The organism is Modestobacter sp. VKM Ac-2985 (assembly GCF_026967925.1).
Classification (GTDB): Bacteria; Actinomycetota; Actinomycetes; order Mycobacteriales; family Geodermatophilaceae; genus Modestobacter.
In genome coordinates this window covers 672,029-698,200 of the sequence record NZ_JAPVBI010000003.1, presented here as the reverse complement: position 1 = coordinate 698,200, position 26,172 = coordinate 672,029, and the positions used below count along the sequence as shown (strand labels likewise).

Annotated in this window: 27 protein-coding genes; 14 read left to right on the top strand and 13 right to left on the bottom strand. The window is 74.2% G+C overall.

Translation table 11 applies throughout. The features are described 5' to 3' along the window. Positions 1–7 precede the first annotated feature (7 nt). The 6 genes from O2V61_RS19325 to O2V61_RS19300 all read right to left on the bottom strand — a co-directional run bounded on the left by O2V61_RS19325 (position 8) and on the right by O2V61_RS19300 (position 5,515). Positions 8–406, bottom strand: coding sequence for a DoxX family protein (locus O2V61_RS19325; protein WP_269184896.1), 399 nt, complete (start codon positions 404–406; stop codon positions 8–10). 103 nt (positions 407–509) lie between these two features. After that, positions 510–1,274 carry a YoaK family protein gene (locus O2V61_RS19320; RefSeq protein ID WP_269184895.1) on the bottom strand — a complete coding sequence of 255 codons (765 nt, stop codon included), beginning with the start codon at positions 1,272–1,274 and terminating at the stop codon, positions 510–512. An 8-nt stretch (positions 1,275–1,282) separates the two neighbouring features. Next, positions 1,283–2,881 carry a gamma-glutamyltransferase family protein gene (locus O2V61_RS19315; protein ID WP_269184894.1) on the bottom strand — a complete coding sequence of 533 codons (1,599 nt, stop codon included), beginning with the start codon at positions 2,879–2,881 and terminating at the stop codon, positions 1,283–1,285. 30 nt (positions 2,882–2,911) lie between these two features. Beyond that, the gene (locus O2V61_RS19310) at positions 2,912–3,727 is read right to left on the bottom strand and encodes an amino acid ABC transporter ATP-binding protein (protein WP_269184893.1); all 816 of its coding nucleotides are present in this window, start codon (positions 3,725–3,727) and stop codon (positions 2,912–2,914) included. Further along, the gene (locus tag O2V61_RS19305; protein ID WP_269184892.1) at positions 3,720–4,637 is read right to left on the bottom strand and encodes an amino acid ABC transporter permease; all 918 of its coding nucleotides are present in this window, start codon (positions 4,635–4,637) and stop codon (positions 3,720–3,722) included. Before O2V61_RS19305 ends, O2V61_RS19310 begins: the two co-directional genes overlap by 8 nt. Before the next feature lie 5 nt (positions 4,638–4,642). Continuing rightward, on the bottom strand, positions 4,643–5,515 hold the full coding sequence (locus tag O2V61_RS19300) for an ABC transporter substrate-binding protein (RefSeq protein ID WP_269184891.1): 873 nt from the start codon (positions 5,513–5,515) through the stop codon (positions 4,643–4,645). 236 nt (positions 5,516–5,751) lie between these two features. On the opposite strand from O2V61_RS19300, the gene O2V61_RS19295 reads away from it, so the two are divergent. From O2V61_RS19295 to O2V61_RS19240, 12 genes are all read left to right on the top strand, one after another. Then, positions 5,752–6,444, top strand: a complete 693-nt coding sequence (locus tag O2V61_RS19295) for a FadR/GntR family transcriptional regulator (RefSeq protein WP_269184890.1) — start codon at positions 5,752–5,754, stop codon at positions 6,442–6,444. 139 nt (positions 6,445–6,583) lie between these two features. Continuing rightward, positions 6,584–7,885: an aspartate aminotransferase family protein gene (locus O2V61_RS19290; RefSeq protein ID WP_269184889.1), complete on the top strand. Its 1,302-nt coding sequence runs from the start codon at positions 6,584–6,586 to the stop codon at positions 7,883–7,885. An 83-nt stretch (positions 7,886–7,968) separates the two neighbouring features. Then, the gene (locus tag O2V61_RS19285) at positions 7,969–8,607 is read left to right on the top strand and encodes a TetR/AcrR family transcriptional regulator (protein WP_269184888.1); all 639 of its coding nucleotides are present in this window, start codon (positions 7,969–7,971) and stop codon (positions 8,605–8,607) included. Between the two features lie 168 nt (positions 8,608–8,775). Then, positions 8,776–9,798, top strand: coding sequence for a phosphotransferase enzyme family protein (locus tag O2V61_RS19280; protein ID WP_269184887.1), 1,023 nt, complete (start codon positions 8,776–8,778; stop codon positions 9,796–9,798). Positions 9,799–9,917: 119 nt separating this feature from the next. Beyond that, complete coding sequence (locus O2V61_RS19275) at positions 9,918–10,745, top strand: PaaX family transcriptional regulator (protein WP_269184886.1); 828 nt, start codon at positions 9,918–9,920, stop codon at positions 10,743–10,745. A 106-nt stretch (positions 10,746–10,851) separates the two neighbouring features. Then, complete coding sequence (locus tag O2V61_RS19270) at positions 10,852–12,249, top strand: hypothetical protein (protein ID WP_269184885.1); 1,398 nt, start codon at positions 10,852–10,854, stop codon at positions 12,247–12,249. Positions 12,250–12,361: 112 nt separating this feature from the next. Further along, entirely contained in the window at positions 12,362–14,035 is a 1,674-nt protein-coding gene (locus tag O2V61_RS19265) for a CocE/NonD family hydrolase (protein WP_269184884.1), read from the top strand. A 153-nt stretch (positions 14,036–14,188) separates the two neighbouring features. Next, the gene (locus tag O2V61_RS19260; protein ID WP_269184883.1) at positions 14,189–15,373 is read left to right on the top strand and encodes a PP2C family protein-serine/threonine phosphatase; all 1,185 of its coding nucleotides are present in this window, start codon (positions 14,189–14,191) and stop codon (positions 15,371–15,373) included. 148 nt (positions 15,374–15,521) lie between these two features. Continuing rightward, on the top strand, positions 15,522–15,701 hold the full coding sequence (locus tag O2V61_RS19255; protein ID WP_269184882.1) for a hypothetical protein: 180 nt from the start codon (positions 15,522–15,524) through the stop codon (positions 15,699–15,701). Positions 15,702–15,805: 104 nt separating this feature from the next. Beyond that, the gene (locus O2V61_RS19250) at positions 15,806–16,579 is read left to right on the top strand and encodes an ABC transporter ATP-binding protein (protein WP_269184881.1); all 774 of its coding nucleotides are present in this window, start codon (positions 15,806–15,808) and stop codon (positions 16,577–16,579) included. After that, entirely contained in the window at positions 16,576–17,340 is a 765-nt protein-coding gene (locus tag O2V61_RS19245; RefSeq protein WP_269184880.1) for an ABC transporter permease, read from the top strand. The genes O2V61_RS19250 and O2V61_RS19245 overlap by 4 nt, the downstream gene beginning before the upstream one ends. Before the next feature lie 27 nt (positions 17,341–17,367). Beyond that, positions 17,368–18,126 (top strand): MerR family transcriptional regulator, encoded by a 759-nt coding sequence (locus tag O2V61_RS19240; RefSeq protein WP_269184879.1) that lies wholly within the window; start codon positions 17,368–17,370, stop codon positions 18,124–18,126. Positions 18,127–18,152: 26 nt separating this feature from the next. Here O2V61_RS19240 and O2V61_RS19235 read toward each other — a convergent pair whose 3' ends face one another. Next, on the bottom strand, positions 18,153–18,641 hold the full coding sequence (locus O2V61_RS19235) for a DinB family protein (protein WP_269184878.1): 489 nt from the start codon (positions 18,639–18,641) through the stop codon (positions 18,153–18,155). 205 nt (positions 18,642–18,846) lie between these two features. Further along, complete coding sequence (locus O2V61_RS19230; RefSeq protein WP_269184877.1) at positions 18,847–19,050, bottom strand: zinc-ribbon domain-containing protein; 204 nt, start codon at positions 19,048–19,050, stop codon at positions 18,847–18,849. Positions 19,051–19,322: 272 nt separating this feature from the next. Between O2V61_RS19230 and O2V61_RS19225 the strand changes: the two genes are divergently transcribed. Further along, the gene (locus O2V61_RS19225) at positions 19,323–20,558 is read left to right on the top strand and encodes a lycopene cyclase family protein (RefSeq protein ID WP_269184876.1); all 1,236 of its coding nucleotides are present in this window, start codon (positions 19,323–19,325) and stop codon (positions 20,556–20,558) included. 73 nt (positions 20,559–20,631) lie between these two features. On the opposite strand, the gene O2V61_RS19220 is transcribed toward O2V61_RS19225, so the two are convergent. The 4 genes from O2V61_RS19220 to O2V61_RS19205 form a co-directional block, all read right to left on the bottom strand. Beyond that, positions 20,632–21,714: a sensor histidine kinase gene (locus O2V61_RS19220; RefSeq protein ID WP_269184875.1), complete on the bottom strand. Its 1,083-nt coding sequence runs from the start codon at positions 21,712–21,714 to the stop codon at positions 20,632–20,634. Then, on the bottom strand, positions 21,711–22,400 hold the full coding sequence (locus tag O2V61_RS19215; RefSeq protein ID WP_269184874.1) for a response regulator transcription factor: 690 nt from the start codon (positions 22,398–22,400) through the stop codon (positions 21,711–21,713). Before O2V61_RS19215 ends, O2V61_RS19220 begins: the two co-directional genes overlap by 4 nt. Before the next feature lie 146 nt (positions 22,401–22,546). Continuing rightward, positions 22,547–23,623, bottom strand: coding sequence for a VanZ family protein (locus O2V61_RS19210; RefSeq protein WP_269184873.1), 1,077 nt, complete (start codon positions 23,621–23,623; stop codon positions 22,547–22,549). 206 nt (positions 23,624–23,829) lie between these two features. Continuing rightward, positions 23,830–24,264 carry a hypothetical protein gene (locus O2V61_RS19205; RefSeq protein ID WP_269184872.1) on the bottom strand — a complete coding sequence of 145 codons (435 nt, stop codon included), beginning with the start codon at positions 24,262–24,264 and terminating at the stop codon, positions 23,830–23,832. Between the two features lie 138 nt (positions 24,265–24,402). On the opposite strand from O2V61_RS19205, the gene O2V61_RS19200 reads away from it, so the two are divergent. Beyond that, entirely contained in the window at positions 24,403–24,759 is a 357-nt protein-coding gene (locus tag O2V61_RS19200) for a hypothetical protein (protein WP_269184871.1), read from the top strand. A gap of 33 nt (positions 24,760–24,792) precedes the next feature. Here O2V61_RS19200 and O2V61_RS19195 read toward each other — a convergent pair whose 3' ends face one another. Next, on the bottom strand, positions 24,793–26,139 hold the full coding sequence (locus O2V61_RS19195) for an amidase family protein (protein WP_269184870.1): 1,347 nt from the start codon (positions 26,137–26,139) through the stop codon (positions 24,793–24,795). Positions 26,140–26,172 lie beyond the last annotated feature (33 nt).

The following is a 26,172-nucleotide window of genomic DNA, read 5'->3' as shown; positions in this document are numbered from 1 at the left end:
CCTCGGGTCAGGGAGTACGGGTGCGGGTCGACCACCAGGCCCAGGCGACGAGCACCGGCTGACCGAGCAGGCGCAGGGCCCGCTTCCGGTCGGTGTCCAGGCCGAAGGCGTCGCGCCGGCCGGTGTACTGCGCGACGTTGCCCGGGAAGATCGCGGTGAAGAAGAGCGCCGCGATCGCCCCCACGCGGCGCTGCTCGCGGGGGAGGGCGGCGAGGGCCGCGCCCAGCCCGATCTCCACGACGCCGGACGCGAGCACCACGTCGTCGGTGTCGATCGGGACCCACGGGGGCACCTGGGCGCGGAAGTCCCTCCGCGCGAAGGTCAGGTGGCTGGTGCCGGCGAAGACGAGCATGCCGCCGAGGGCGATCCGGGCTGCGGAGCGGAGGCGGGGACGGGAGGGGGGCACGAGGGTCCTTCGGGTCGGGGGGCGCGCGGTCGTCGTCCGTCGCGGTCGATCCTGCCTTCCCGCCCCGGCGTCGCCCGACACGTGCCGTCCGCGGACCGGCCGGTCAGGGGGCCGGGGCCGGGCTCCGGCCGTCGGTCGCCTGCCGGTCCGGGACCGGCGTCGCGTCCGGACCGGCGACCGCTGCCCGACGCGCGACCAGGTGGCTCCGGGCCATCAGCGCGAGGGCGACGAGCACCACCGCGGCGGCGGCGGCGAGCGCCACCGCGTCCCCCAGGAGCAGGAGCGCACCCCCGGCGGCCGCCCCGGCCGCCATGAGCACGACGGCGCCGCCCCGGCGGAACGAGTGCACCCCGGTGCCGCCGCCGAGCCGGGACTCGCTCATCCAGCTGGTCAGGGTCATGGTCAGCACGACGGTGGACACGTCGGGCACGCCGAAGCGCTTGGCCACGACCGCCTGCATGCCCATGCCCGCGCTCAACGCCGCGGTGATGCCGACCAGCAGCGCGCGCGGCACCTCCGGCACGACGAGGAAGGCGACCGCCGAGCCGGCGGTCAGCACGGCGAGCACCCCGATTAGCACCAGCGAGCGGAGCGGTACCTGGAGGCCGGTCGGCTGGCGGCGCAGGAAGCGTGCGGCGGCCAGCGCCCCGACGGCGAACCCGGCGAGCGCGATCGCGGCCAGGCGCACGGGGATGTCCTGGTCGGTGGTCAGCCCCATGCCCAGCAGGACGATGTTGCCGGTCATGTTGGCGGTGAACACGCGGTCCAGGCCCAGGTAGCTGATCGCGTCGAACATGCCGGTGCCGAAGGTCAGCAGGAAGGCCGCGGTCTGCAGGGGGTGCCGGGGGGCCCGGCGTCCCTGGCGCACCCGGCGGCTCACCGTGCGGGGACCGGGACGACCATCGCCTGCCCGTCGGACCGGGGGTCGCTGGCTGCGGTGAACCCGTCGACGTCGACCCGGACGACCTGGGCGTGGCCGAGCATCTCGCTGTGCGGTGCGTACTCCTGCAGGGTGTAGCCGCGCTCGGCGATGGCGCCCTGGACGACGCCCGGCACGTCGGACTCGACCAGCACCAGGTCCTCCGGCTCGCCGGCGCCCAGGCCACCGACCACCCAGCGCGGGGTGCCCACGGCCTGCGCGGGGGACGCGCCGGCGAAGAGGGCGCGGAGCACCTGCGCCTGGATCTGCGGCTGGGCCTTGCCGCCCATCGTGCCGACGACCCAGGCGAGCTGGTCGCCCCGGGTGACCATCACCGGCATCAGCGTGTGACCGGGTCGCTTGCCCGGGGCGAGGCAGTTGGCGCTGGTCGGGTCCAGGGAGAAGTAGGCCCCGCGGTTGTGCAGGACGACGCCCGTGGTCGGCTCCAGCAGCCCGGAGCCGAAGGGGTGGAACACGCTGAGGATCAGGCACGCCGCGTAGCCGTCGCTGTCGGTGGCCACCACCGCGACCGTGTCCCCGCGCGGCTGGACGAAGTCGGTCGGGCCGTCGGTGGCACCGGCGGTCACGGCCTCCTTCGCGGCCCCGGCGAGCGCGTCCCCGGCGAGGAGCTCGTCCACGTCCACGTCCGCGTACCGGGGGTCGGCCAGCAGCCGCGCGCGGTCGCGGTTGGCCCGTGACCACAGTGCGGCCAGTGCACCGGCACCGGCGCCGTCCACGTCGACGTCCTCGGGCAGGTGCGCCAGCGCGCCGAGGACCTGGAGGAGCTGGTAGCCCTGGGTGTTGAGCGGGCTGGTCCAGATGGTGTGGTCGCCGTGGTCCCGGTGCAGCGGCGGCACCGTCTCGGGCGCGAAGTCGCCGAGGTCGGCGGCGCTGAGCCGGCTGCCCAGCCGGGTCAACCCCGCGAGCAGCTCCGCCGCGACGGGGCCGGCGTAGAAGGCGGCCGCGCCGCCCGCCGCCACCTGGGCGAGGGTCCGGGCGAGGGCCGGCTGCCGCAGGAGCGCGCCGGGCGTCAACGGTTCGCCCTCGGGTGCGAAGACCCCGCGCAGTCCCGGGTCGGCCAGCACCTCGTCCCGGTAGGTGACCAGGGCCCGGCCGAGGCTGGCGGACACCTCGGCCCCGCTGTCGGCGAGGTCGACGGCGGCGGCCCAGACCTCCGCCCACGGCAGCCGGCCGCCGAGGGCGTGCGCGGCGGCCAGCCCGCCGACGACGCCCGGCACGGTGACGGTGTCGATGCCGACGGTGGGCATGGCGCCCCCGTGCCGGCGGGCCACGTCCTCCACGGAGGTGGCGGCCGCCGCCGGCCCGCTGGCGTTGATGCAGGAGATCTGCCCGTCCGGCGTCCGGACCAGGCCGATGAGGTCACCCCCGACGCCCGTCTGATGGGGGTACAGCACGGTGAGGGCGGCGGCGGCGGCCAGCGCGGCGTCGACCGCGGTGCCGCCGCGGGCCGCCACGTCGCTGCCGGCCGTGGTGGCCTGCGCGTGGGGTGTCGCGACGGCGCAGTGGCGGGCCGGCGCAGGGTCGGCAGAGGTCATGGTGGGGCTCCTGTGCGGGAAGAGGGACGGTCAGAGCACGCGGCGCAGGAAGGCGCGGGTGCGTTCGTGACTCGGGGCGTTGAGGACCTGCGCGGGGTCGCCGGACTCCACGACGACACCGCCGTCCATGAAGAAGACGGTGTCGGCGACGTCGCGGGCGAAGGCGATCTCGTGGGTGACCACGAGCATCGTGAGGCCCTCCCGGGCGAGGTCCGTCATGACCGCGAGCACCTCGTCCACCAGCTCCGGGTCCAGCGCCGAGGTGGGCTCGTCGAACAGCAGCACCCGCGGCCGGACGGCGAGCGCCCGGGCGATGGCGACGCGTTGCTGCTGCCCACCGGACAGCTGGGCGGGGTAGTGGTCGGCGTACGGGCTCAGCCCCACCCGGTCGAGGAGCGCCAGGCCCTCCTCGCGGGCCCGGTCCCGGGGGACGCCGTGGACGTGCACCGGTGCTTCCATCACGTTGGCGAGCGCGGTCTGGTGGGCCAGCAGGTTGAACCGCTGGAAGACCATCGCGGTGGAGCGGCGCTGGCGGGCGATCTGCCGCGGCGACAGGGCGTGCCGGCGGCCACCCTGCACGCGGTAGCCGACCAGTTCGCCGTCGATGTGGATGGCGCCGTCGGTGGCCGCCTCCAGCTGGTTGACGCACCGCAGCAGCGTCGACTTGCCCGAGCCGGACGGTCCCAGGATGCAGGCGACCTGCCCGGGGGCGACCGTGAGGTCGATGCCCCGGAGGACCCGGTGCTCACCGAAGGTCTTGCAGAGCCCGGCGATCTCCACCATGGGCCGGACCGTGCCGGGTGCCGGGTGCTGATCGGTCGCCGTGGCGACGGGGGTCTCAGGCATCGGTCTTCTCCTCCAGCTCCTTCATCCGCTGGCGGGCCGCCTTCGGCAGGCCCGTGGACAACCGCTTCTCGAGCTGGCTCTGCACGACGGTCAGCACGACCACCACGAGGCCGTACCAGAACGTCGCGACCAGCAGCAGCGGGATCTGCTGGAAGTTGCGCGAGTAGATGGCCTGCACCGAGTACATGAGGTCGGCCAGGCCGATGAGGATCACGACGGAGGAGTACTTCAGGACCGAGATGACCTGGTTCATCGTCGGCGGGATGGAGATCCGGGCCGCCTGCGGGAAGACCACCCGGCGGAAGACCGACAACGGGGTCATGCCCATCGCCGTCGCCGCCTCCACCTGGCCCCGGTCCACCGACATCACGCCGGAACGCATGATCTCCGCCATGTAGCCGGCCACGAACAGGCTCAGCGCGATGATCGCCGCACCCAGCTGGTTGATCACCGCGTTGGTCTCGAAGGACACGAACTCCGGACCGAACGGGATGCCGAAGCTGATCCGGGGGAGCACGGAGGCGAGGAAGAACCAGAAGAGCAGCTGGACCAGCAGCGGGATGGTGCGCGAGACGTAGATGGCGGTGAAGGAGACCGCCCGCAGCGTCGGGCTGGACGACAGCCGCATGGCCGTGAGCGCCAGGCCGAGCACGGTTCCCCCCACCATGCCCGCGACCGTCAGGATCACGGTGATCCGCAGGCCGTCGAGGACGAGCGGGTGGAACAGGTACTCCCAGAAGACGGGGAGGTTGAGCCGCTCGTTCGTCAGGACGAAGTTCGCCAGCATCGCCAGCAGGACGAGGACGACCGCGACGTACAGGAACTCCTGCCACCGGACCCGCGGCGCGACCGGCTCCAGGCCGGACGGGGTCGGACCGGTGTGCGCCGGGGCTCCCGTCCGGCTCGCCACGGCGCTCACTCCTGGGTCGCCGCGTTGATGGGGGCACCTTCCAGGAGGCTCTCCGTGACGCCGAACTCCTCGCCGAGCTCGGCGAACGTCCCGTCCTCCTGGAGCTGCAGCAGCGCGGCGACGAAGGCGTCCCGCAGCTCGGTGTCGTCCTTGCGGAACAGGGCGCCGCCGGGCACCTCGTTGAAGAAGTCGCCGGCCTGCTCGAACTGGCCCCCCGAGGTGCTCACGGCGTAGCCGATCACGGGGCTCACGTTGAGCGCGGCGGGCGCCCGGCCCGCGCTGATCGCGGTCTGCACGTCGGTGGGGTCCTGGACGACGAGCTTGTCGACCGGCTCCTGCCCGGCAGCCACGCACTCCTCGCTCAGGGCGTCGGCCGTCCGCTCGCCCTGGCTGGCGGCGCCGACGACGGTGGTGACCCCGCAGAGGTCCATCGGCTCCTCGATGCCCTCGGGGTTGCCCTGGGGGACGAGGATCCCGGCGCCGACCTCCATGTAGTCCACGAAGTCCGCCGACTGCTGCCGCTCCGCGGTGTCGACGACGAAGGACATGACGGTGTCGTAGCGCTCGGCCTGGAGCCCGGCGATCAGGCCGGTGAAGTCGCCGGGCCGGAACTCGACCTCCAGGCCCATGAGCCCGGCCGCCTCCCGGGCGAGCTCGACCTCGAACCCGGTGAGCGTCCCGTCGTCGGAGGAGATGACCATCGGCGCCACCCCGGGGTCCACGCCGATGGTGAGCACGCCGGACTCCCGGAGCTCGTCGGGCACGAGGGCGGCGATCTCGTCGTCCTGCTCGACCGACGGGGCCGCAGCGTCGGCCTCCTCCTCGGACGACCCGCCGCAGGCCGCCAGGGTCACGGTCGTCCCCAGCGCGATGGTCATGGACAGAGCACGGAGCGGACGCACAGTCGGCCTCCAGTGGTCGGGCGTCTTGGTAGGACCAAGTCACCCGGTTGAGGGATGGTGCCGGTGAGTCTGGGGTCACACTGAACGGGCTGTAAAGACTTCTGACGCAAGATTCGCAATTGAGACGCGGGCGTAACCTCCGCGCTGACCGCCAGGGCGTGTTCTGTCCGGGGTCGACGACGAAGTCGTCTTGGTCCTACCAAGGAGATCGTGTGGAGAGTGGCACCGCGTCGTCCGGGCAGACCTCGCGGGCGGACGTCGTGTCCTCCCGGCTGGAGCGGCTGATCCTGGACGGGACGCTCGGCCCGGGGGACCGGCTGCCCCCGGAGCGGGAGCTCGCCGGGTCGCTGGGCGTCTCCCGCGGCTCGGTCCGGGAGGCGTTGCGCGACCTGGAGGTCCGCGGGCTCGTCGACCGCACCCGGGGGCGTGGCACGACCGTGCTGCGGCCGGGCGGGACGCTGACCGGGCTCGCGCTGGCCGGTGGGCTCGACGCGAACCAGATCGAGCTGGCGCAGGTGATGGACGTGCGCGCCTGCATCGAACCGTCGGTCGCGGGCCGCGCCGCGCGGCACGCCACCGCCCAGGGGATCGCCCAGCTGGAGGCGCTGCTCGTGGAGATGGAGGCGGAGAGCAGGCCGGCGCACTTCGCCCGGCTGGACCGGACCTTTCACCGGGCGATCGCCCAGTACAGCAACAACCCGCTGCTGGTGCGCCTGCACGACCGGGTGCAGGAGCTCACCGAGCCCAGTCGCCGTGAGCACCTGCTCACCGCCGACCGGATGCGCTCCTCCCGCCGCGAGCACGAACGGATCGCGGCCGCCATCCGGGCGGGCGACGAGGCGGGCGCCGTCGCGGCTGCCGCGGCGCACGTCGCCAGCGTGCAGCGCCGGGTCTCCGGCCACTGACCTGTCGGGACGCGCGCCGCCGTGGTGACTCGTGACGGACGACGCTGGCCGTGGTCCCCCAGATTTCTGTACGCTGCGTTCAGATTCCGGGGACCGTCGGCGCATGGCGTGGAACCCGCTCGCTGAGGAAGAAGGCGTCATGTCGACCGACAGCTCGTCCGTGGCCGAGGCGCTCCGTGCGCGACGGTCGAAGGTCATCGGCCCGCACTCGCCCCTGTTCTACGACCAGCCGCTGCACGTCGTCGCCGGGCACGGCGTCTGGTTGACGGCGGCCGACGGCGTCGACTACCTCGACGCCTACAACAACGTCCCGCACGTGGGACACTGCAACCCCGTGGTCGTCCGCGCCATCGCCGAGCAGGCAGCGCGGCTGAACGTGCACACCCGGTACCTGCACGAGCCCGTCGTCGACTACGGCGAGACGCTGCTCGCGACCTTCGCGCCGCACCTGGACAAGGTCTTCTTCACCAACAGCGGCTCCGAGGCCAACGAGCTCGCCCTCCGCATCGCCCGCCAGCACACCCGGTCGACCGGCGTCCTGGTCACCGACTTCAGCTACCACGGCAACACCACGTCGCTGGCGGAGATGACCACCGGGCTGACGACCGCGGAGCCGCTGGGTGCCCACGTCCGCGCACTGCGGATCCCGGACGTCCTCTCCGACCCCCGGAGCCCCGACGTCGTCCTCGCGGAGGCGCTCGAGGAGGCGGCCGCCGCCGTCGCCTCGCTGCAGGCCGCCGGCCACGGCCTCGCCGCGCTGCTGTTCGACCCGCTCTTCACCACCGAGGGCCTGCTGCACCCGCCGGCCGGGTACGTCGAGGGCCTGGCCGACCTGGTGCACGGTGCCGGGGGGCTGGTCATCGCCGACGAGGTGCAGTCGGGGCTGGGCCGGTCCGGCTCGGCGTTCTGGGGGCACGAGCTGCACGGCGTCCGGCCCGACCTGGTCACGATGGGCAAGCCGCTGGGCAACGGACACCCCCTCGGCGGTGTGGTCACCACGACCCGGCTGCTGGACGAGTTCGGCAGCGCCAACATGTACTTCAACACCTTCGCCGGGAACCCGGTGTCCGCCGCGGCCGGTGCGGCCGTGCTCCAGGAGACGGCGGACCGGGAGCTGCAGGCCAGCGCCGCCGAGCTCGGCCGGCACGCCCGCAAGACGCTGGAGGAGCTGGCCGCCGACCGGCCGAGTGTCAGTGCCGTCCGCGGGACCGGCCTGTTCTTCGGTCTCGAGCTGGTCGACGACGACGGCCGGGCGAGCGCAGGCCGGGCGAAGCGCGTCGTGGAGGACATGGTCCGGCGAGGTGTGCTGATCAGCCGGATCGGGCCGCGGGACAACGTGCTGAAGATCCGGCCGCCCATGGTGTTCGAGCACGAGCACCTGGAGCTCCTGGTCGACCGGCTCGCCGCCAGCCTCGACGAGGTGGAGGCCGCCGTCCGGTGACGCCCACCGGTCGGGTCTCCGGTCGGCGATGGCCGGTCACCCCTCCGTAGGGTGTCGGTCACAGCTGACGGGAGGGGGGCCGGATGACGTCGTCGCAGGATGCGCCCCGGGCGGGCAGCGGGCGGCTCTCGCTCCGCGAGCAGAACCGGCTCCGCACCCGGCGCGTGCTGCTCGACGCGGCCCTCGAGGTCTTCGCCGAGCGGGGGTTCGGCGGGGCCACGGTGGAGGCGATCGCGGCCGAGGCGGGGGCCTCCAAGGTGACGCTCTACGCGTACTTCCCGGCCGGCCGGGACGACCTCTTCCGCACGCTGTACGAGGAGGTCAACGAGGAGCTGCTCGACCGGGTGGCCGCCTCGCACGGCCAGGCGTCCGGCTTCGTGGACAAGGTGGCCGCCCTCGCCCGCCCCCTCCTGGAGATCGGCGCCCGGCCGCTCGTCGGGCGGTTCTACTCCAACAGCGACCCGAGCGTGGAACCGGCGCTGGCGCCGGTGCGGGGACACGCCTCGCGGGTCGTCGCCAAGCTCATCGCCGAGGACGTCGCCGAGGCGCGCGCCGCCGGGGTCATGGCTGCCGGAGTGGAGCCGGCGACGCTGGCCGCCCTCCTCGTGGGCGCATCGCGGGCCGCGCTGGTGGAGGTGGCCGAGGACCCCGGCAGGTCCGAGGAGCTCCTGGCCGGCATCGTCGCGCTCGCGACGGGTCTGGTCCGCCCGGACCGCTCCTGAGGTGAGGGCGACTCAGGGGCGCCGAAGTGCGTGAACGCGACGTAAAGGGTCTTGACCGAGCGTTCATGTAGCTGTCAGTCTTCCGCTGCAACAGCGCAGTCGGGTGGTGCAGCCGAGCCCGGCGCATCGACGACCCGCCGGTCCGCCGGCAGGCAGAGGAGCAGTCACGTGGGGCTCATCGACGAGACCGCGGCGCGGCGGGTCATCGCCGAAGCCCTCGACTCCTACGGGCTGGCCGGTGCGACCCTGCACTTCGTCAAGTACCGGGAGAACCACGTGTTCCGGGCCGAGCGGGCGGGGGAGTCCTTCGCCGTCCGCCTGCACCGTCCCGGGCTGCACGCCACCTCCGCGGTGACCTGCGAGCTGGACTACCTGCTGGCTCTCCGTCAGCGGGGCTTCCCGGTGCCCGAGCCGATCCGCACCACCTCCGGCGAGCTGGTGCACCTCGTCGGCGACGGCACGGGTGAGCAGTACCAGGTCGACGTGCAGCGGTGGATCGAGGGAGCCGCCCCCCTCGGGGACTGCGGCGAGGCGTTCGACGGGAGCAGCCCGCTGGAGCCCGGCGTCTTCCACCGGCTCGGCCAGCTGGCGGGGGAGCTGCACGACCACCTGCAGGACGTCGGCCGGCTCCCCGGGTTCAGTCGCGCGGCGTGGGACCTGGACGGCCTGGTGGGGGCGAAGGCGCTGTGGGGCGACCCGCTCGGGCTCGACGTCCTGTCCGCCGAGGAGCGGGACGTGCTGGGTGCGGCCGTCGCCCGCCTGACGTCGTCACTGGCCGCCCTGGGCACGGGACCGGACGTCTACGGCGTCATCCACGCCGACTTCACGCCGGAGAACATCCTCCTGGCCGACGACGAGCTCGTGCTCATCGACTTCGACGACTTCGGGGAGGGCTGGCACCTGTTCGAGCTCGCCACGATCCTCTTCTTCTACCGCCCGCACCCGCGCTTCGCCGAGTACACCGACGCCGTCATCGCGGGGTACCGGACCCGCCGGACCCTCGGGGAGGAGCAGCTGCGCCACTGGACCGGGATGCTGCTGGCCCGCGGGCTCACCTACCTGGGCTGGGCGGCCGAACGGCGCGGGGACGAGACCGCCGAGTGGCTCGCCGAGCACGTACGACCGGTCGTGGTCACGCTCGCCCGCGACCACCTCGCCGAGCTCGGTGAGCCGGCTCGACACCTGAGCTGACCCCCCGGATCCCCCCGACGGGCGGTGGTGGACCGAACGAATCCCCCGGGCCGACCTGGCAGGGTGGTCCCGCCCGCCGGCCCGCGGCGTGGGCGCCGAGTGGGCTCAGGGAGGGGCACATGACAGACCGCGCAGCCGAGGTGCGCTCCAAGCCGCAGGACCTCCTGCTGGCGCTGGGGGGCGCACTGATCCTCGACAGCCACGAGGAGCCCCTCCCGACGAAGGTCTTCCTCGACGTGCTGGGGTCCCTGGGCGTGAGTGACGACGCCACCAGGTCGGTGTTGACCCGGCTCACCGAGCGAAGCCTGCTGACCCGTCACCAGGACGGGAGAGTGGCCCGCTACGGCCTGACCGAGACCTCTCGGAGGGTCCTGCGGGAGGGGCGGGAGCGGGTGCTGGCGGCCGAACCCTTCCACCAGGTGAGCAGCGAGTGGACGCTGCTGAGCTTCTCCCTGCCGGAGACGCAGCGGGACGTCCGGAACCGGCTGCGGTCCCGGCTGACCTGGGCCGGCTTCGGCTGCCTGCGCGACGGGCTGTGGATCGCGCCGGGCCGCGTCGACCTCGACTCGATCACCACCGTGGGCGCCGAGGCGGGGGGCCTGCAGATCGACGGGTTCGTCGCCTCTCCCGCCGCCGGCACGGACGTCGCCCGGTTCGTCCGCCGGGCCTGGGACCTCGATGCGCTACGCCGGGAGCACGAGGACTTCCTCCGCCGGTGGGACCGGCCCCTCCCTCGGGACGAGGACCCGCTGGCCCTGTTCACCCTCCTCGGCGCCCACTGGATCCGCCTGCTGCGGCTCGACCCGGTGCTGCCCGATCGCCACCTGGGTGCGGACTGGCCCGCCCGCCGGTCGACGGCCGTGTACCGCACCGTCTTCGCAGCACTGGAGGTGCGCGCCCAGGCGGCCTTCGCCGACCTCGTGCGCGACGCGCGCGCCAGACGGTAGTTCCCTCTGAGTGGGCTGGCTCACAGAAAAGCTCGGCATTTCGTTGACGCTCGTTTCGCTCAGGCCTAGCGTCTCCGGCATCCCGAACCCCTCCGTGAGGATGCTGATGTCCCCTCGATCGCTCGTCCCCGGCCTGGCCTGCGCGCTGGCCATCTCGCTCGCCGCCGCCACACCCGCCGCAGCCGGAGAACCCGCGGGCCCCAGGCACGTCGAGGGGACGGTCGACGACGGGGCCACCGCCTGGGTCGCCGACGTCCCCGCCGACTGGAACGGCACCGTGCTGCTGTACAGCCACGGCTACCGGCCCAGCTTCTTCCCCATCCCGCACACCGCCGAGAACGCGCCGGACGACGTGACCCGGCAGGCCCTGCTGGACCGGGGCTACGCCCTGGTCGGATCCTCCTACGAGCGCAGCGGCTGGACGCTGGACACCGCTGCCGAGGACCAGCTGCAGACCCTGGATGCCTTCCGGGCCGCCGTCGGTGAGCCGTCGCGGGTGCTCGCCGTCGGGACCTCCATGGGCGGCCTGGTCACCGGCCAGCTGGCCGAGCTCCCCGGTGCCCCCGTCGACGGCGCGCTGCCGACCTGCGGGCTCATGCACGGCGGCGTCGACCTGCTCAACTACCAGCTCGACGGTGCCCATGCGATCGCCCAGCTGCTCGTCCCACCGGGCACCGAGGTGCAGCTGGCCGACTACGAGGGCGACCTGGCCGCCGTCAACGCCGCGGCGAGGACCCTCACGGAGGCCGTCGTGGCCGCGCAGGACGACCCCGAGGGCCGGGCGCGGATCGCACTCGCCGCTGCGCTGTACCACCTGCCCCGCTGGGCCGAGGGCCAGCCCGAGCCCGGTCCGCGGGACCACCAGGCACAGGTCGATGCCCAGGTCGCCCAGTTCACCTCCGCACTCGGCTTCACCTACCCGGCCCGGGTCGACATCGAGACCACGGTCGGCGGCAACCCGTCCTGGAACGCCGGCGTCGACTACCGGGCGTTGCTGCAGCGCGCCGACGAGCGGGCGCAGGTGACGGCGCTGTACCGGGAGGCCGGGCTCGACCTGGACGCGGACCTCGACCGGCTGACCGAGACGGCGTCGGTGACCGCCGACGACGATGCGCTGCAGACCGCCCACGCCACCTCCGAGCTCACCGGGGAGCTGCAGGTCCCGGTCCTGAGCCTGCACACCACGCACGACGTCCTCGCCCCGGTCCAGGTCGAGGAGGAGTACGCGGAGACCGTGCGCCAGGCCGGTGCGAACGGACTGCTGCGCCAGGCCTTCGTGCACCGGCTGAGCCACTGCCGGTTCACCCCGGCTGAGCTGGTCGCCTCCGTCGAGGCCCTGGACGAGCGGGTGACCACGGGTCACTGGGGCTCCGTCGCCCACCCCCGCACGCTGGACGCCGCGGCCGAGGGACTCGGCCTGGGTGGGTCGGACATCCTGCGCACCTACCGACCGGCCGAGTGGCTGGGCGACCGCGGCGGGGCGCTGGGCGGGCCGCGCTCCTGACCCCGACCGCAGTGCGGCACGGGGCCGGGGCCGCAGGTCCCCGGTCCCGTGCCGGCCCCGCCGGCGTCGCCCGACGTCGTCCCCTTCCCCGTCCACTTCCCCAGGAGGAAGCGTGCTCAGCATCCGAACCCGCCGGCTCGGCGTGATCGGCACCATCACCGGCGCGGTCGTGGCGGGGGTGCTGGCCCCGCCGGCAGCCGCCCAGCCGCCCCGCCCCGCCCCGTCCGCAGAGCCCGACTGGTTCGACTACGACCGGTCGGCCGACTACGGCACGTACGTGGAACGGCTCCAGGTGCCGATGCGGGACGGCTTCGAGCTCGGGTGCGCCATCGCCCGACCGGCGCTCGGAGGCGAGCCGGCGGCCGGGGAGTTCCCCGGGCTGCTGCGGAGCTACACGCCGTACGGCAGGGCCGTGGAGGAGGCAGCGGGCGAGTTCGCCACGTACTTCAGCCAGCGCGGCTACAACGTGATGTCGTGCGACATCCGTGGCACCGGGATCTCCCCGGCTCCGGGCTTCGAGGCGCGGTGGCCGATCCAGAGCAAGGACGGCCATGACGCCGTCGAGTGGCTGGCCGAGCAGCCGTGGTCCTCGGGCAAGGTGGGTGCCTCCGGCACGAGTTACGGCGGCCAGACGACCCTCGAGATCGCGGCAGAGCAACCGCCGCACCTGGCGGCGATCGCGCCCAACGTCTCGCCGATGGAGAACTACTCCGAGATCTTCTACCCGGGCGGAGCGCGTGCGGACGCGGACTGGCTCTGGGTGGGCGCCCCGGACGTGGCAGACCCCGCCTTCGACCAGCGGCAGCTCGACGCCTTCGCGGCCCATCCCACGTACGACGAGTACTGGGACGTCCAGAACGTGGCGAACGAGCACGAGGACATCGAGGTGCCGGTGTTGCTCACCGGCGGGTGGTTCGACGTCTTCCGCGCCGGGGCGATCGGCAACTACGAGGGTCTGCGAGACGCGGGGAACGACGACGTCCGGCTGGTCATGGGGCCCTGGACCCACGCGGACCCGTGGGAGCAGGAGACCGAGCCGCTGCCGATCGGCGCGACCCTCGCCTGGTTCGACCACTGGCTGCGCGCCGAGCCCGACGCGCCACTGCCGGCGGCGCCGGTGACCAGCTACGAGGTCGAGGGCGCCGGCGGCCGCTGGGTGGAGCTGGCCGACTGGCCGGCGGACGGGAACAGCCAGGTCCTGGCCCTCGGCACCGATCGTGAGCTGGACCGACGGCCCGGCAAGCCGGGCACCCTGGACCTCGCGATCGACCCGGACGACGGTCCGGCCACCACCTGCCTGGTCGGCTGTCCGCGGCCGACGGACCCGGCAGCGGACAACGCCGTGGCGGACGAGGGGCGACTGACGTTCACGTCGGACCCGCTGGCGCACGACGCCGTCATGGCCGGGCAGGCCGAGGTCACCCTGGAGGCGACGCTGCCCAACAGCGACGGCAACCTCGTGGCCAAGGTGATGGACGTCGCCCCCGACGGCCGGGTCACCGAGGTCGCCGCCGGCTGGCTGCGGGCCAGCCACCGGTTCGGGCACGGACAGAGCATCCCCGTGACGCGGGGGGAGGAGACCACGTTCGTCATCGCGACGCAGCCAGCGCACTGGCGCTTCGCCGAGGGGCACCGGGTGCGCATCAGCCTCACGACCGGCGACGTCCCGCGGATCGCGCCGGACGGGTCCACCGGGACCATCGAGGTCGCCACCGGCGCCCGCGGCTCCGTGGCAGAGATCGAGTTCACCCACCGGGCCCGGTTCGCGAGGACGCCTGCGGCATAGGCCGGGCCGGGCCCGGTCAGTCCGTGCGGCCCGCACCCTCCTGGGTGCGGGCCGCAGCGGTGTGTGTGCAGGCAGGTCCGCAGGGGTCCTGACCCACGGTCACGGCCGCGAGGTCGACGAGCACGTGACGCCGGGACGACCTAGTGTCCTCGTGTGCCTGGGTCTGCTGGAACGGGACCGGGCCGGCTCGAGGTGATCGCGGCGCAGTTCGACGCCGTCATCGAGAGCGCCCCCCTGGGCATCGGTCTGTTCGACCTGCAGTTGCGCCACGTCCGGGTCAACCCGGTGCTCGCGGAGATGAACGGGTTGCCGGTGGAGCAGCTGCTGGGTCGCACGCCCGCCGAGCTGCACCCGGCGGTGGGCGGCGAGGCCGAAGCGCTCTACCGGGAAGTGCTGGGCTCCGGCCGGCCGCGGCGGGACGTCCCGCTGACCGGCGCGGTGGGGAGCCGGCCCGACGAGCTCCGCCACTGGAACGCGAGCTTCTTCCCCGTCCGGCACGCGGACGAGGTGATCGGCCTGTGCGTCCTGGTGGCCGACGTGACCGCCGAGCGCGAACTCGCCCAGGCGCTCGCCGCCTCCGAGGAGCGGTACCGCCGTCTCGCCGAGGACCTGCAGAGCAGCCTGCTCCCGCCGCACCTGCCGTACCTGGCGGGGGCCGACGTGGCCGCGGTCTACCAACCCAGTTCGGCCCGGGCCACCGTCGGCGGCGACTTCTACGACCTGGTCGAGCTCGACGGCTCCTCGTGGCTGATGGTGATCGGCGACGTGGAGGGCACCGGACCGGTCGCCGCAGCGCGTACCGCCGCCGCCCGCTACGCGATCCGGGCAGCCGTGGTGCGCACCACCGACCTGGTGGACGTGCTGCGCACGGTCAACGAGGTGCTGCTGCGGCAGGGCGCCCCCACGGGCACGTGCACCATCGCCTGCGTGCTGGCCGAGCGCATCGACGACCGGGTCGAACTGCGGGCGGTGTCCGCCGGCCACCCCCTGCCGCTGGTCCTGCGGCACGACATCGGTGCGGTGGCGGAGCTGGGCGCGCCGGGGAGCCTGCTGGGGATCCTCCCCGAGATCGACCTCCGGGTGGCGACCACGACGCTGCAGAGCGGCGACGTGCTCGTCCTCTACACCGACGGGGTCACCGAGGCGCGCTACCGGGACGGCGCGGGAGTCGTCCACCAGTTCGGTGAGGAGCACCTGCGGTCGGTGCTCGCCGGGGCTCGCGGTGGCAGTGCGGTGGACGTCGCCGCTGCGGTGGAGACCTCGGTCATGGAGTTCCAGCGGGGGCGCCGCGCCGACGACCTCGCCGTGCTGGTGCTCCGCGCCACCGGTGGCAGCTGAGCACCGCACTGCTCCATTGCGGTCGCGCGACGAGCTCCTTGCGATCCCGCGACCGGCCTCGTGTCACCCGTCGGCGACGACGGTCGCTGGGCCAATCTCCACCCGTCGAGGCAGCAGCGCAGCTGCCGTTCATCGTGGAGGTGTTCCCGTGTCCGAGCTCCTGGACCACTCGGTCGTCGTGCCGGCCAGCGCACTGGCCCGGATGTCCTGCTGCGTCGCGTGCGGCGGGCAGGACGTCGGTGACCACCCCGGCGAGTTCGACCCGCAGGACTGGGTGGCGGTCCTGGTCTGCCTGAGCTGCGGCCACCGGTGGTCGGTCAACTGCTGAGCGCTGGGCGGCACGGGGCCTGACCACCCGGGCCCCTCCCGGTCGCACGGGACGGTGGACCCGGACTTGACCTTGACGCAGGGTCAGGGCTGGACGCTCCTGCCATGACCACGACAGCAGCCATCGAGACCACCGGGCTGGCCAAGTCCTACGGCGACCATGCGGTGCTCGCGGGCGTCGACCTGAGCGTCCCCGCGGGGACCGTCTTCGCCCTCCTGGGCAGCAACGGCGCCGGCAAGACCACGACGGTGCGCATCCTGTGCACCCTCCTGCGAGCCGACAGCGGGACGGCGTCCGTCCACGGGTTCGACGTCGCGACCCAGCCCGCCGAGGTGCGCGGGGCGATCAGCCTCACCGGGCAGTTCGCCGCGGTCGACGAGCTCCTCACCGGGCGGGAGAACCTCGTGCTCGTCGCCCAGCTGCGGCACCTCGACGGGGCCGGCCGGATCGCCGACGACCTGCTCGCCCGCTTCAAGCTGACCGACGCCGCCGGCCGCCGGGTGTCGACCTGGTCGGGCGGGATGCGCCGTCGCCTCGACATCGCGATGAGCCTCATCGGTGATCCGCCGGTGCTCTTCCTGGACGAGCCGACGACGGGCCTGGACCCGCAGTCGCGGCTCGAGGTGTGGGCGACGGTCCGGGAGCTCGCCGGCCGGGGCACGACGGTGCTGCTCACGACCCAGTACCTCGACGAGGCCGAACAGCTCGCCGACCGGATCGCCGTCCTGCACCAGGGCCGGGTGATCGCCGAGGGCAGCCTCGCCGAGCTCCGGCAACTGCTCCCCCCGGCCACGGTCGAGCACGTCGAGAAGCGGCCGTCCCTCGAGGACGTCTTCCTCGCGATCGTCGGCTCCGGCCAGCAGGAGACGGACCGATGACCACCACGCACGTCCTCCGCGACACCACGACCCTGCTGAAGCGGTCGCTGCGGCACGTGCTGCGCAGCCCGGACACGATCATCACCACCGCGATCACGCCGATCGCCATGCTGCTGCTGTTCGTGTACGTCTTCGGCAGCGCGATCGAGGTCGGGGGCGGGGCGTACGTCGACTACCTGCTGCCCGGGATCCTGCTCATCACCATCGCCTCCGGGATCGCCTACACCGCCTTCCGGCTGTTCACCGACGTCTCCAGCGGGATCTTCGAGCGGTTCCAGTCGATGCCGATCGCCCGGCAGTCCGTGCTGTGGGCCCACGTGCTGACCTCGCTGGTGGCGAACCTCGTCTCGTTGGTGCTGGTCGTGCTCGTCGCCGTGGCGATGGGCTTCCGCTCCGGCGCCGGGGTGCTCGCCTGGCTGGCGGTCACGGGGATCCTGGTGCTCTTCACCCTGGCGCTGACCTGGCTGGCCGTCGTCCCCGGGCTGACGGCGACCTCCCTGGACGGGGTGAGCGGGTTCTCCTACCCGCTGGTCTTCCTGCCGTTCATCAGCTCGGCGTTCGTGCCCACCTCGGGGATGCCGGGCCCGGTGCGCTGGTTCGCCGAGCACCAGCCCGTCACGCCGATCGTGAACACCCTGCGCAGCCTCTACGCCGAGCAGCCGGTCGGCGACGACGGCTGGACGGCCCTCGCCTGGTGCGTCGGCCTCCTGCTGGTGGCGTACCTGTTCGCGATGGCCACCTACCGGCGGAAGATCGGCTGAGCACGCCACCGAGGAGAGGACACGCCCGTGCTGACCATCAGCCAGCTCGCGTCCTACGCGGGCGTGACGGTGCGTGCCGTCCGGCACTACCACGCCAAGGAGCTGCTGCCCGAGCCGGAACGGGACTCCTCCGGGTACCGGCGCTACGACGCGGTGGCCGTCGTGGAGCTCATCCGGATCCGCACCCTGGCCGAGGCCGGCGTGCCGCTGTCCCGGGTGCGGGAGCTGCTGGCGGCCGGCGAGGAGGAGTTCGCGGCGGCGGTCGAGGAGGTCGACCGTCGCCTCCGCGCCGAGATCCGCGACCGCCAGCGGCACCGGACCCGGATCGCGCAGCTCACGGCGGGGGAGAGCCTCGTGCTGCCGCCGGTGGCGGTCGCCTACCTGGAGCGGATGCGCGAGCTCGGCTTCCCGGAGCACCTGGTCGAGATCGAGCGGGACAGCTGGATCCTGATCGCGGCCCAGGCGCCGGAGCAGGTGCCGGCCATGATGGCGGTCAAGCACGCGCAGCTCGAGCACCCGACGCTGCGCCGGCTCTACCTCGACCTCGGGGAGCTCGCCGACTGCACGGCCGACGACCCGCGGCTGCCCGAGCTCGCCGACCGCGTGGAGGCCTTCCTCGAGGGGGCGGCCGCCGCGTCCGCCGGGGCGGAGGAGCAGCCGATCAGCGCGGACCTGGTCGCGCTGCTGGACGCGGCGTTCGTGCAGTCCTTCCCGTGGGCGCCGCGACTGCTGCGGCTCCTGGAACAGCGGGGCTACACCGGCTGGACGGACATCCGGCGCACCTGACCGGCCGATCGACCCGCCGTCTCCGGTCAGGCCGGCAGGCGCTCCCGGGCGGCCAGCAGCTGCTCGCGGAGCACGTCCGCATGCCCGGCGTGCTGGGCGAGTTCACCGAGCACCTGCAGGTACAGCGCCCAGACCGGGCGGGCGCCCCGACCGCTCACCTCGTCGTCGAGGGCGAGACCGGCCATGGTCTGCCGGGACTCGGTGCACCGCTGCGCATGAGCCGCCCGTACCGAGTCGATCGTGGCGTCCCTCCGGAGCACGAACGAACGGTCGGGACTGCTGGCCACGCCGAGCTCCCGGGTCGAGGCCCCGGTGACCGCCTGGCCGAACCAGATCGCCTCCACGTAGGTGACGTGCTGCAGCAGACCCAGCAGCGTGGTCTTGGAGGGCACCAGCCGGGCCCGGGCCTCCTGCTCGGTCAGCCCGTCCAGGCTGTCGTGCAGCGCGGAGCGGTGGGCGTCGAGCCGCTCGTCGAGGCTGCTGCGCAGGTCCTCGGTCCAGTGGGTCGGGGTCACAGGGCCTCCGGGTCCGTGTGGCGGTCGGGCGCGGGACCAGGATGCCCGGCGCGGCCGGCGGGCGGGCCGCTCCGCCACCCGGCATCGGGTCACCCGACCCGAGCTGTCTCGACCGGATGCGGACGCGGCCGGAGCAGGACTCCGGTGGACGGGTGGTCGTCGCGGCGGACCCGGCGCGGCCGGTCACGAGCGCCCGGGGAGTGGCTCAGCCCGCGATGGTGGTGCCGCAGATGCCACAGACCTCGACCTGTCGGCGCTTCCACCGGGCGACCGGCACGAAGAACAGCGAGAACTGCTTGTACTGCTCCACCCGAGCCCACTGCGAGGTGTTGTTGCAGTTCGGGCAGGTGCGGGTCTCGCCGGGGCCGAGGTGCTGACGCTTGGTGCCGAGACCGAACAGGAAGAACATCACGTCAGCGTAGGGAGCGGCCGCGGGGGCTGCATCGCGGTCGGAAGACGATGAGCCGACGTCGGGGTGCGACGACGGGGCGGGGGCATCCCGGGGTCGGATGGTCCTGTCCACCGGACCCGTGCGGTGCGGCTAGCGTGTCCTCCGACCGAGGAGACCAGAGCACCCGTGAACTGCTGGCTGCCCCGCCGCGCCGCCCACCGTCGTTCTCGACGGGACACGCATGCGCTGCCCCACCTGCGCACCTCCTCGCCCGTGCACGTCGCGCGCTCGTGAACTCCGACGCACCGGAACAGCGCTGGGACGTGGTCGTCGCCGGCGCCGGACCGGCCGGGCTGTCGGTCGCTGCCGCGTGCGCCGCGCGGGGCCTGAGCGTGGTGGTGGTCGCCCCGCACCTGCGGCCCTGGCACCAGACCTACGGCATGTGGGCCGACGAGCTCGATGCCGTGTCCACGGCGCTGCTCGGCGACACGGCCCGGACGGAGGGAACTCCGCCGCTGGGTCGGCGGTACCCGGTGACCGTGGTGCGCACCACCGCCAGGACCCAGGACGTCGGTCGCGCCTACGCCCGGCTGCACAACGACGTCGTGCACGGTCTCCTGCTCGGTCGGCTGCGCGCCGGTGGCGGTGCGACCCGTACCGGGTCGGTCGCCGCCGTCCACCAGGACCCGTTCGGTCAGGTCGTGACGCTCACCGACGGCACCACCGTCACCGGCGGCATCGTCGTCGACGCCCGCGGCGGCGGTCCCGGAAGCGCCCACCAGCGGGCCTGGGGGGAACGGGTCACCGGGGACCTCGGTGACCTGGTCCCGGACGGGGCTGCACTGCTCATGGACTGGGCGGTGCTGCGCGAGGACGGCGTCGCGCAGCCGCCCGCCTTCCTGTACGGGATGGGGCTGGACGACGGCGCGACCCTGCTGGAGGCCACCTCCCTGGCTGCCCGCCCGCCGGTGGCGCTGCCCCACCTGCGCGACCGCCTGCACCGCGTCATCGCCCACGCCGGTCTGCGCATCGCCGACCGCCCGGAACGGGTGGCCATCCCCCTGGACGCCGCCGTCCGACGATCCGTCGGCGTTCCCGTCGGGGCCGCGGCCGGGCTGGTCCACCCGGCGACCGGGTACAGCGTCGCCGCGTCACTGCGGGCGGGCAGCACGATCGCCGATGCCGTGTCGGCCGGGGCCGATGCGGCTGCGGTGCGGTCGCTGGTCCGCAGTGCCCGGCAGCGCGCGACCCTCGGCCTGCTCGGTCTGGGGCGTGAGGTCCTGCTCGGACTGGACGAGGCACAGACCGACGCCTTCTTCCAGTCCTTCTTCAGCCTGCCGGAGTCGGCGTGGGTCGCCTACCTCGACACCGGGTCCGCCCCGACGTCCATCGCGGCCACGATGCTGCGGGTCGCCCGGGCCCTCCCACCGCCGGCCCGGCGCGTCCTCCTCACCACCGCCGTCCGTACCGCTCTGCCCCGACTCCCGTCCCGGCGCACCACACCCCCCGGACCCGTCAGGGGATGAGGTGCGCTGGAGGGGCAGTCCGGCGACGGCGAGCTCTTCCGCGCCCTGGAGCGGCCGTCCTCCGCAGCCGCCGTCACGGTCCCGGTGCGGGGAACAGCACGGTGACGAGCAGCCCGCCGGCCGGGGGAGCGGACAGCTGCAGGTCGGCGCCGTGCACCTCGGCCACCCGGGCGACGATGGCCAGGCCCAGGCCGCTGCCGGGAGCGGTGGTGTCCCGGGTCGAGACCCGGCCGGTGCCGCGGACGAAGGGCTCGGTGAGGGTGCCGAGCAGCACCGGGGGCACGTGCGGCCCGGTGTTGGACACCGTCAGCTCCGCCCGGCCGTCCTCGGTGCTGCCCGTCGTGACGGACACCGTCCCGCCCGGGCCGGTGTTGTGCCGCACCCCGTTGAGCACCAGGTTCGCCACGAGGTGCCGGACCAGCGGCTCGACGCCGTCCAGGTCGCCCTCGCCCAGCTCGGTGCGCACGCTGACGCCCGCCCGGTCGGCCAGCGGGGCCAGGTCCCGGACGACGTCCCCGGTGACCTCAGCGAGGTCGACCGGGGTGCGCGGGGGCGTGCGGCCCTGGTCCAGCGCGGCCAGGGCGAGCAGCGCCTCGACGGTCTCGGTGCCCCGGCGGTTGGTCTCGTCCAGGCGGGCGAGCAGCCGGGGGACGTCCACGGCGGCCGGGTCGGCCAGCGCGACGTCGAGCATCGCGCGCTCCACGGCGTAGGGGGTGCGCAGTTCGTGCGACGCGTTGGCGGCGAACCGGCGTTGCTCGTCGAACGTGGTCTGCAACCGGTCGAGCATCGTGTCGAAGGTGTCCGCGAGCTCGCGGAACTCGTCGTCCCGGCCGGTCAGCCGGACCCGGCGGTCCAGCGACCCGGCGGCGACGTGCCGGGCGACGGCGTGGACCTGGTGCAGCGGGCGGAGCATCCAGCCGGCCAGCAGCCAGCCCCCGCCCGTCCCGACCACCAGCAGCACGGCCAGCACCTGCCAGACCCGCGGCCAGAGAGCGGCCAGCAGGTCGCCGCGGTCGGGCAGGAACGGGGCGCCGGGCGCGCTCAGGTTGCCTTCCGGCACGAACCGGAGGACGTACACCAGCAGGGCCACCAGGGCGGCGGAGGCGATGACCAGGAAGCCGGCGTAGCTGAGGGTCAGCCGCAGCCGGGCGCTCACCGCGGGTCCGGCACCGGGTCCGGCGCCGGCGGCCCCACCCGGTAGCCGGCACCGGGGAGGGTGTGGATGAGCCAGGGGTCGCCCAGGCGCTTGCGCAGCGAGGAGATGGTGATCCGGACCGCGTTGGTGAACGGGTCCGCGTTCTCGTCCCAGGCCCGCTCCAGCAGCGACTCGGCGCTGACCACCCCGCCCCGGGCGCCCAGCAGCACCTCCAGCACCGCGAACTGCTTGCGGGTGAGCCCGACGTACCGGCCGTCCCGGTACACCTCGCGCCGGAACGGGTCCAGGGTGAGCCCGGCGAACTCCACCACGGGCGGGGTGCCGTCGACCGGCCGGCGGCCCAGGGCCCGCAGCCGCACCACCAGCTCGCGCATCTGGAAGGGCTTCGTCAGGTAGTCGTCGGCGCCGAGCTCGAAACCGCGCACCTTCTCCTCCAGCCGGTCGGCCGCGGTCAGCATCAGGATCCGGCAGGGCAGGCCCTGGGCGACGACCCGCCGGGCGACGTCGTCCCCGGAGGTGCCGGGCAGGTCCCGGTCGAGCACGAGGACGTCGTAGCTGTTCACGGCGAGGTTCTCCAGGGCGCTGTCCCCGTCGTGCACCACGTCGGCGGCGATCGCCTCCAGCCGGAGACCGTCCCGGATGGCGTCGGCCAGGTAGGGCTCGTCCTCAGCGATCAACACGCGCATGGGGCGAGGGTAGGAAGGCGGGGATGTGGCCGGCGTATCGCCGCGCGGTGCGCCGGGGCGGGACAGGACGACGGCGCTCGTGTGCCTCGGTGGCCAGCTGCCGGGCCGCGACGACGCTGGCCGGTTCGCGGGCGGGGACCACGCGCTCAACCGGCGGTGGGGTCGGTGGCCGGCGCCGGGCACTGCCCACCGCGGTCGACGGCCAGCTCGAAGTGCCACATCTCGTTGGCGTAGGTCTGGCACAGGCCGTGGTCCGACCCGTGCTGGGAGAGCCAGCTCATCGCGTCCGTCGGTCCGACGTCGACCGCGTCGCCGGTGACGTGGGAGGACTCGTCGGGGCGGAGCACCCACTCCCGCGCTGCCTCGGGGCTGCCGTACCGCTGCACCGCGGCGTCGAACAGCGCCTGCTGGTAGGCGGCGCTGCGCCACCCGCTGGACACGTGGAAGCGGATCCCGTCGGCCGTCGCGTCCCGGGCCGCGTCCTGGACCGCCGCGCGCAGTGCGCTGTCGAGGTGGGTGAGGGCCGGGACGTCGGCGAACGCCGAGAGCTCCTCCCCGTCGACGACGTGGCCGTTCTCGGCGGTCATGACGTCCCCCCGCGACACACCCTGCACCGGTGGTCCGGCGGCACCGGCCGGCGCAGCTGCGGACGAGCACCCGGCCGTCGCGGCGAGGAGCAGGGGCGCGGCGAGCAGTGCGGCGACCAGCCCCCGCGCGGGGCGGCGGGCGACAGCCCGCCGGGAACGACGCGCGGCGGTCAGGAGCACGGTGGTGACCGCGACGCCCACGACCGTGCCGGTGGTGTTGGCGGCCACGTCGGCGAGGTCGGGCACCCGCCCGGGCAGGGCGGTCTGCGCCAGCTCGACCACCACCGACGTCGCCGCGCCGAGGGCCACGGGCCGCACCGGACCGCGGCGCCGCAGGGCAAGGGCGGCCAGCGCGCCCACCGGCACGAAGAGCAGCCCGTTCGCCACCGCCTCGACCTCGGCCCGGTGCACGCTGCCCGGCCAGGGCGCGGCGAGCGCCTCGACCCCGGCCATCACCGTGCGACGGGCATCGGCGACGAACCCGGCCGGACCGAGCGTGATCCAGCCGACCGCGCACAGCACGGCGACCGCGGACACCAGGAGCAGCCCTGCTCGCCGGGACCGCGGCGAGCCCGGGGCGGGGGCAGCGGGTGTCCCGCTCGCCCGGACGGCGGACGGGTGGTGGGTGGGCGTCATCGTGGGACTCCTCCCGCTCGGCGGGGCCGAGGCGGCATCGGGGACTGCTGGACCGATGCCAGTGCACGGGAGCGGGAGTCGTCCCGGCGTCTCCGCCTGCGCACACGCCCACGACATCCCCCGGAGGTCCTCGTCGTGGGCGGTCGCGGCCGGACCCGGGAGGCCGTCGCCACCGGGCGAGCCGGCCGGACGACCCGCCGACCGGATCAGGTGAAGGGCGCGGGGATGCCGAGGTCCTCGAGGGCGGCCTGCATCTGCCGGGCATGCCGGTGGGCGTAGCGCAGGGCGGGGCTCCCCGGCGGGTGCTCCTCGACGTCCACCGGCAGGCCGCGGGCGGCCAGCTGGTCGGCCACCGCCCGGGTCGCCGCGGCGTCGTCGGTGAACGAGAAGCCCGTGGTCGTGCCGGCCCACTTCCGTCGGTCGAGGGCGACCAGGCCGGTCAGGACGACGGCCGGCCCGAGTGCGGCCCCGATCACCGGTGGCCGGCCCGTCCACCGCAGCGCCAGCGCACCGGTGGTCGCCGCGACCAGGCAGACGCCACCGAGCGCGCTGAACCCGACGGCGTTCAGCCGGGCGGTACGCAGGAAGTGGCGCCGGGGGAGCCGGTGGCGCGCGCTGAGCACGGCATGGGAACGGTCCATCCGGACGCTGTCCCCGACCGCACCGCCGCCCTCCACTGCGCATGGCCTTGCGCGTTGGCCTCGTCTGCAGATGGGAGGAGAGTGGTCCCGAGCGTGTGCACGAGGACGGTTCGCACAGACGTCGAGGGAGGACTGGCCATGGCCCCCTCTTCACCGGGAGCGTGCGGGCTGACCGCTGTCTCGCTCGTGGGCGTCCTCGGCTACGCGGCCTGGCAGGGCCCGGCCGTGTGGGCGGACGGTGGCTCGGTCGCACTCCTCCTGTTCGGGGTGCCGACGGCGTTCGCGGCCGTGGCGCTGTGGTTCGAGTGCGCCAGTCGGACGATGCTGGCCCCGGCGGTGGTCTCGGTCCTCGCAGTGGCGTCCCTGGTGTGGTCGCTGGTCACGGCCCTCGGCGTCGGCTTCGGGCTCCTGGTGCCCGCGCTCCTCCTGGTGGTCGCCGCGATGATCTCCTGGGTCGACCGGCGGCCGGGTCGCACCATCCCATCGCGCAACTGACCGGTGGCGTGCGGCCGACCCGCCGAGCAGTGCTCAATCGCCTGCCAGCGCGGCCTCGACCCGTCGGGCGCTCGCCAGCAGGGCGGCGTCCTCGCCCGGCAGGGCCTCCAGCGAGATGCCGATCGGCAGCCCGGCCTGCGTCGTCCCCGCCGGCAGGGAGACGGCGGGCATGCCCGCCGTCGAGCCGGGACCGGTGTTGCGGATCGTGGTCAGGAAGACGGGCACCTCGCGCCCGTTGAGCTCGGTCGTCTCGTCGTCCCCGAGCGGCGGCGGGGGCAGGGGCACCGTCGGGTAGACGAGGGCATCGAGCCGCTGGGTGCCGGCGGGCTGCAGGGCCGCGGCGTAGGCGGCGCGCAGGCGGTCGCGGGTGGTCATCGCCTGGCGGTAGACCTCCTCGGTGAAGGCCCCGCTCGTGGCGGCCTCGAGCGCACCCCGGACGTCCGGCGACGCCACCTGCGCCAGCACGTCGGCCAGGGTGAGCCCGCTCTCGGGTCCGGGCAGCGTCGCCAGGTAGGCCGGCAGGTCCTGCGCGATCTCGAAGAACACGATGGGGAAGCCGCACTCCTCGTCCAGCGTGTGACCGCCGACGACCTCCACCTCGACGAGCTCGACACCGGCGGCGGCCAGGCGCTCGAGCGCCTGCTCGGTGCAGCGGGCGACCTCGGGGTGCAGGTCGTCGTAGAAGCCCGCGCGGGGGACGCCCAGCCGCAGCGGGCGGCCGGACGGCGCCGCGGCGGACTCCCCGGTGACGATCTCGTCGACGAGCGCGACGTCGGCGACGGAGGTGGCGAGCACCCCGGCGGTGTCCCGGGTGCGCGAGATGGGCACGAGCCGGCCGGTGCCCCAGCGGCCGGTCGTGGGGCGCCACCCGACGACGCCGCAGTGCGCGGCCGGCACCCGCAGCGACCCCCCGGTGTCGGTGCCGAGCGCGATCGGCACGACCCCGGTCGCGACCGCCACGGCCGACCCGCCCGAGGAGCCCCCGGGCGAGCGGGTCGGGTCGTGCGGGTTGCGCACCGGTCCGAAGGCGGCGTTGTTGCTGGTGATCCCGAGGGCCAGTTCGTGCAGGTTCGTCTTGCCGATCACGGCGGCGCCGGCCGCGCGCAGCCGTGCCACGGCGGGGTGGTCGCGACCCGGCCGGGAGTCCCGGAGGGCCGGCGTCCCCCCGGTGGTCGGGAGGTCCCGGGTGTCCAGGTTGTCCTTGACCGCGAGCGGGACACCGGCCAGCAGCCCCTCACGCCACTCCGGGCGGTCGGCGAGGGCGAGGAAGGCGCCGAGCTCGGCGATCTCCTCGGCGCGCTGCCTGCTCTCCGCGACCACCGCCTCGGCCGAGGTCGCGGCGATCCGCTGGCGTACCTGCTCGACTCCGCTGGGCTCCACGAACGGCATCGTGGCACGTTCCGCCCTCCACCG

Excerpts from the sequence above, each read along its gene's own strand:
- O2V61_RS19315 (WP_269184894.1), bottom strand. The coding sequence starts at position 2,881 with ATGACCTCTGCCGACCCTGCGCCGGCCCGCCACTGCGCCGTCGCGACA.
- O2V61_RS19310 (WP_269184893.1), bottom strand. The coding sequence starts at position 3,727 with ATGCCTGAGACCCCCGTCGCCACGGCGACCGATCAGCACCCGGCACCC.
- O2V61_RS19300 (WP_269184891.1), bottom strand. The coding sequence starts at position 5,515 with ATGACCATCGCGCTGGGGACGACCGTGACCCTGGCGGCCTGCGGCGGG.
- O2V61_RS19290 (WP_269184889.1), top strand. The coding sequence starts at position 6,584 with ATGTCGACCGACAGCTCGTCCGTGGCCGAGGCGCTCCGTGCGCGACGG.
- O2V61_RS19285 (WP_269184888.1), top strand. The coding sequence starts at position 7,969 with ATGACGTCGTCGCAGGATGCGCCCCGGGCGGGCAGCGGGCGGCTCTCG.
- O2V61_RS19275 (WP_269184886.1), top strand. The coding sequence starts at position 9,918 with ATGACAGACCGCGCAGCCGAGGTGCGCTCCAAGCCGCAGGACCTCCTG.
- O2V61_RS19270 (WP_269184885.1), top strand. The coding sequence starts at position 10,852 with ATGTCCCCTCGATCGCTCGTCCCCGGCCTGGCCTGCGCGCTGGCCATC.
- O2V61_RS19250 (WP_269184881.1), top strand. The coding sequence starts at position 15,806 with ATGACCACGACAGCAGCCATCGAGACCACCGGGCTGGCCAAGTCCTAC.
- O2V61_RS19245 (WP_269184880.1), top strand. The coding sequence starts at position 16,576 with ATGACCACCACGCACGTCCTCCGCGACACCACGACCCTGCTGAAGCGG.
- O2V61_RS19230 (WP_269184877.1), bottom strand. The coding sequence starts at position 19,050 with ATGTTCTTCCTGTTCGGTCTCGGCACCAAGCGTCAGCACCTCGGCCCC.
- O2V61_RS19215 (WP_269184874.1), bottom strand. The coding sequence starts at position 22,400 with ATGCGCGTGTTGATCGCTGAGGACGAGCCCTACCTGGCCGACGCCATC.
- O2V61_RS19210 (WP_269184873.1), bottom strand. The coding sequence starts at position 23,623 with ATGACGCCCACCCACCACCCGTCCGCCGTCCGGGCGAGCGGGACACCC.
- O2V61_RS19205 (WP_269184872.1), bottom strand. The coding sequence starts at position 24,264 with ATGGACCGTTCCCATGCCGTGCTCAGCGCGCGCCACCGGCTCCCCCGG.
- O2V61_RS19200 (WP_269184871.1), top strand. The coding sequence starts at position 24,403 with ATGGCCCCCTCTTCACCGGGAGCGTGCGGGCTGACCGCTGTCTCGCTC.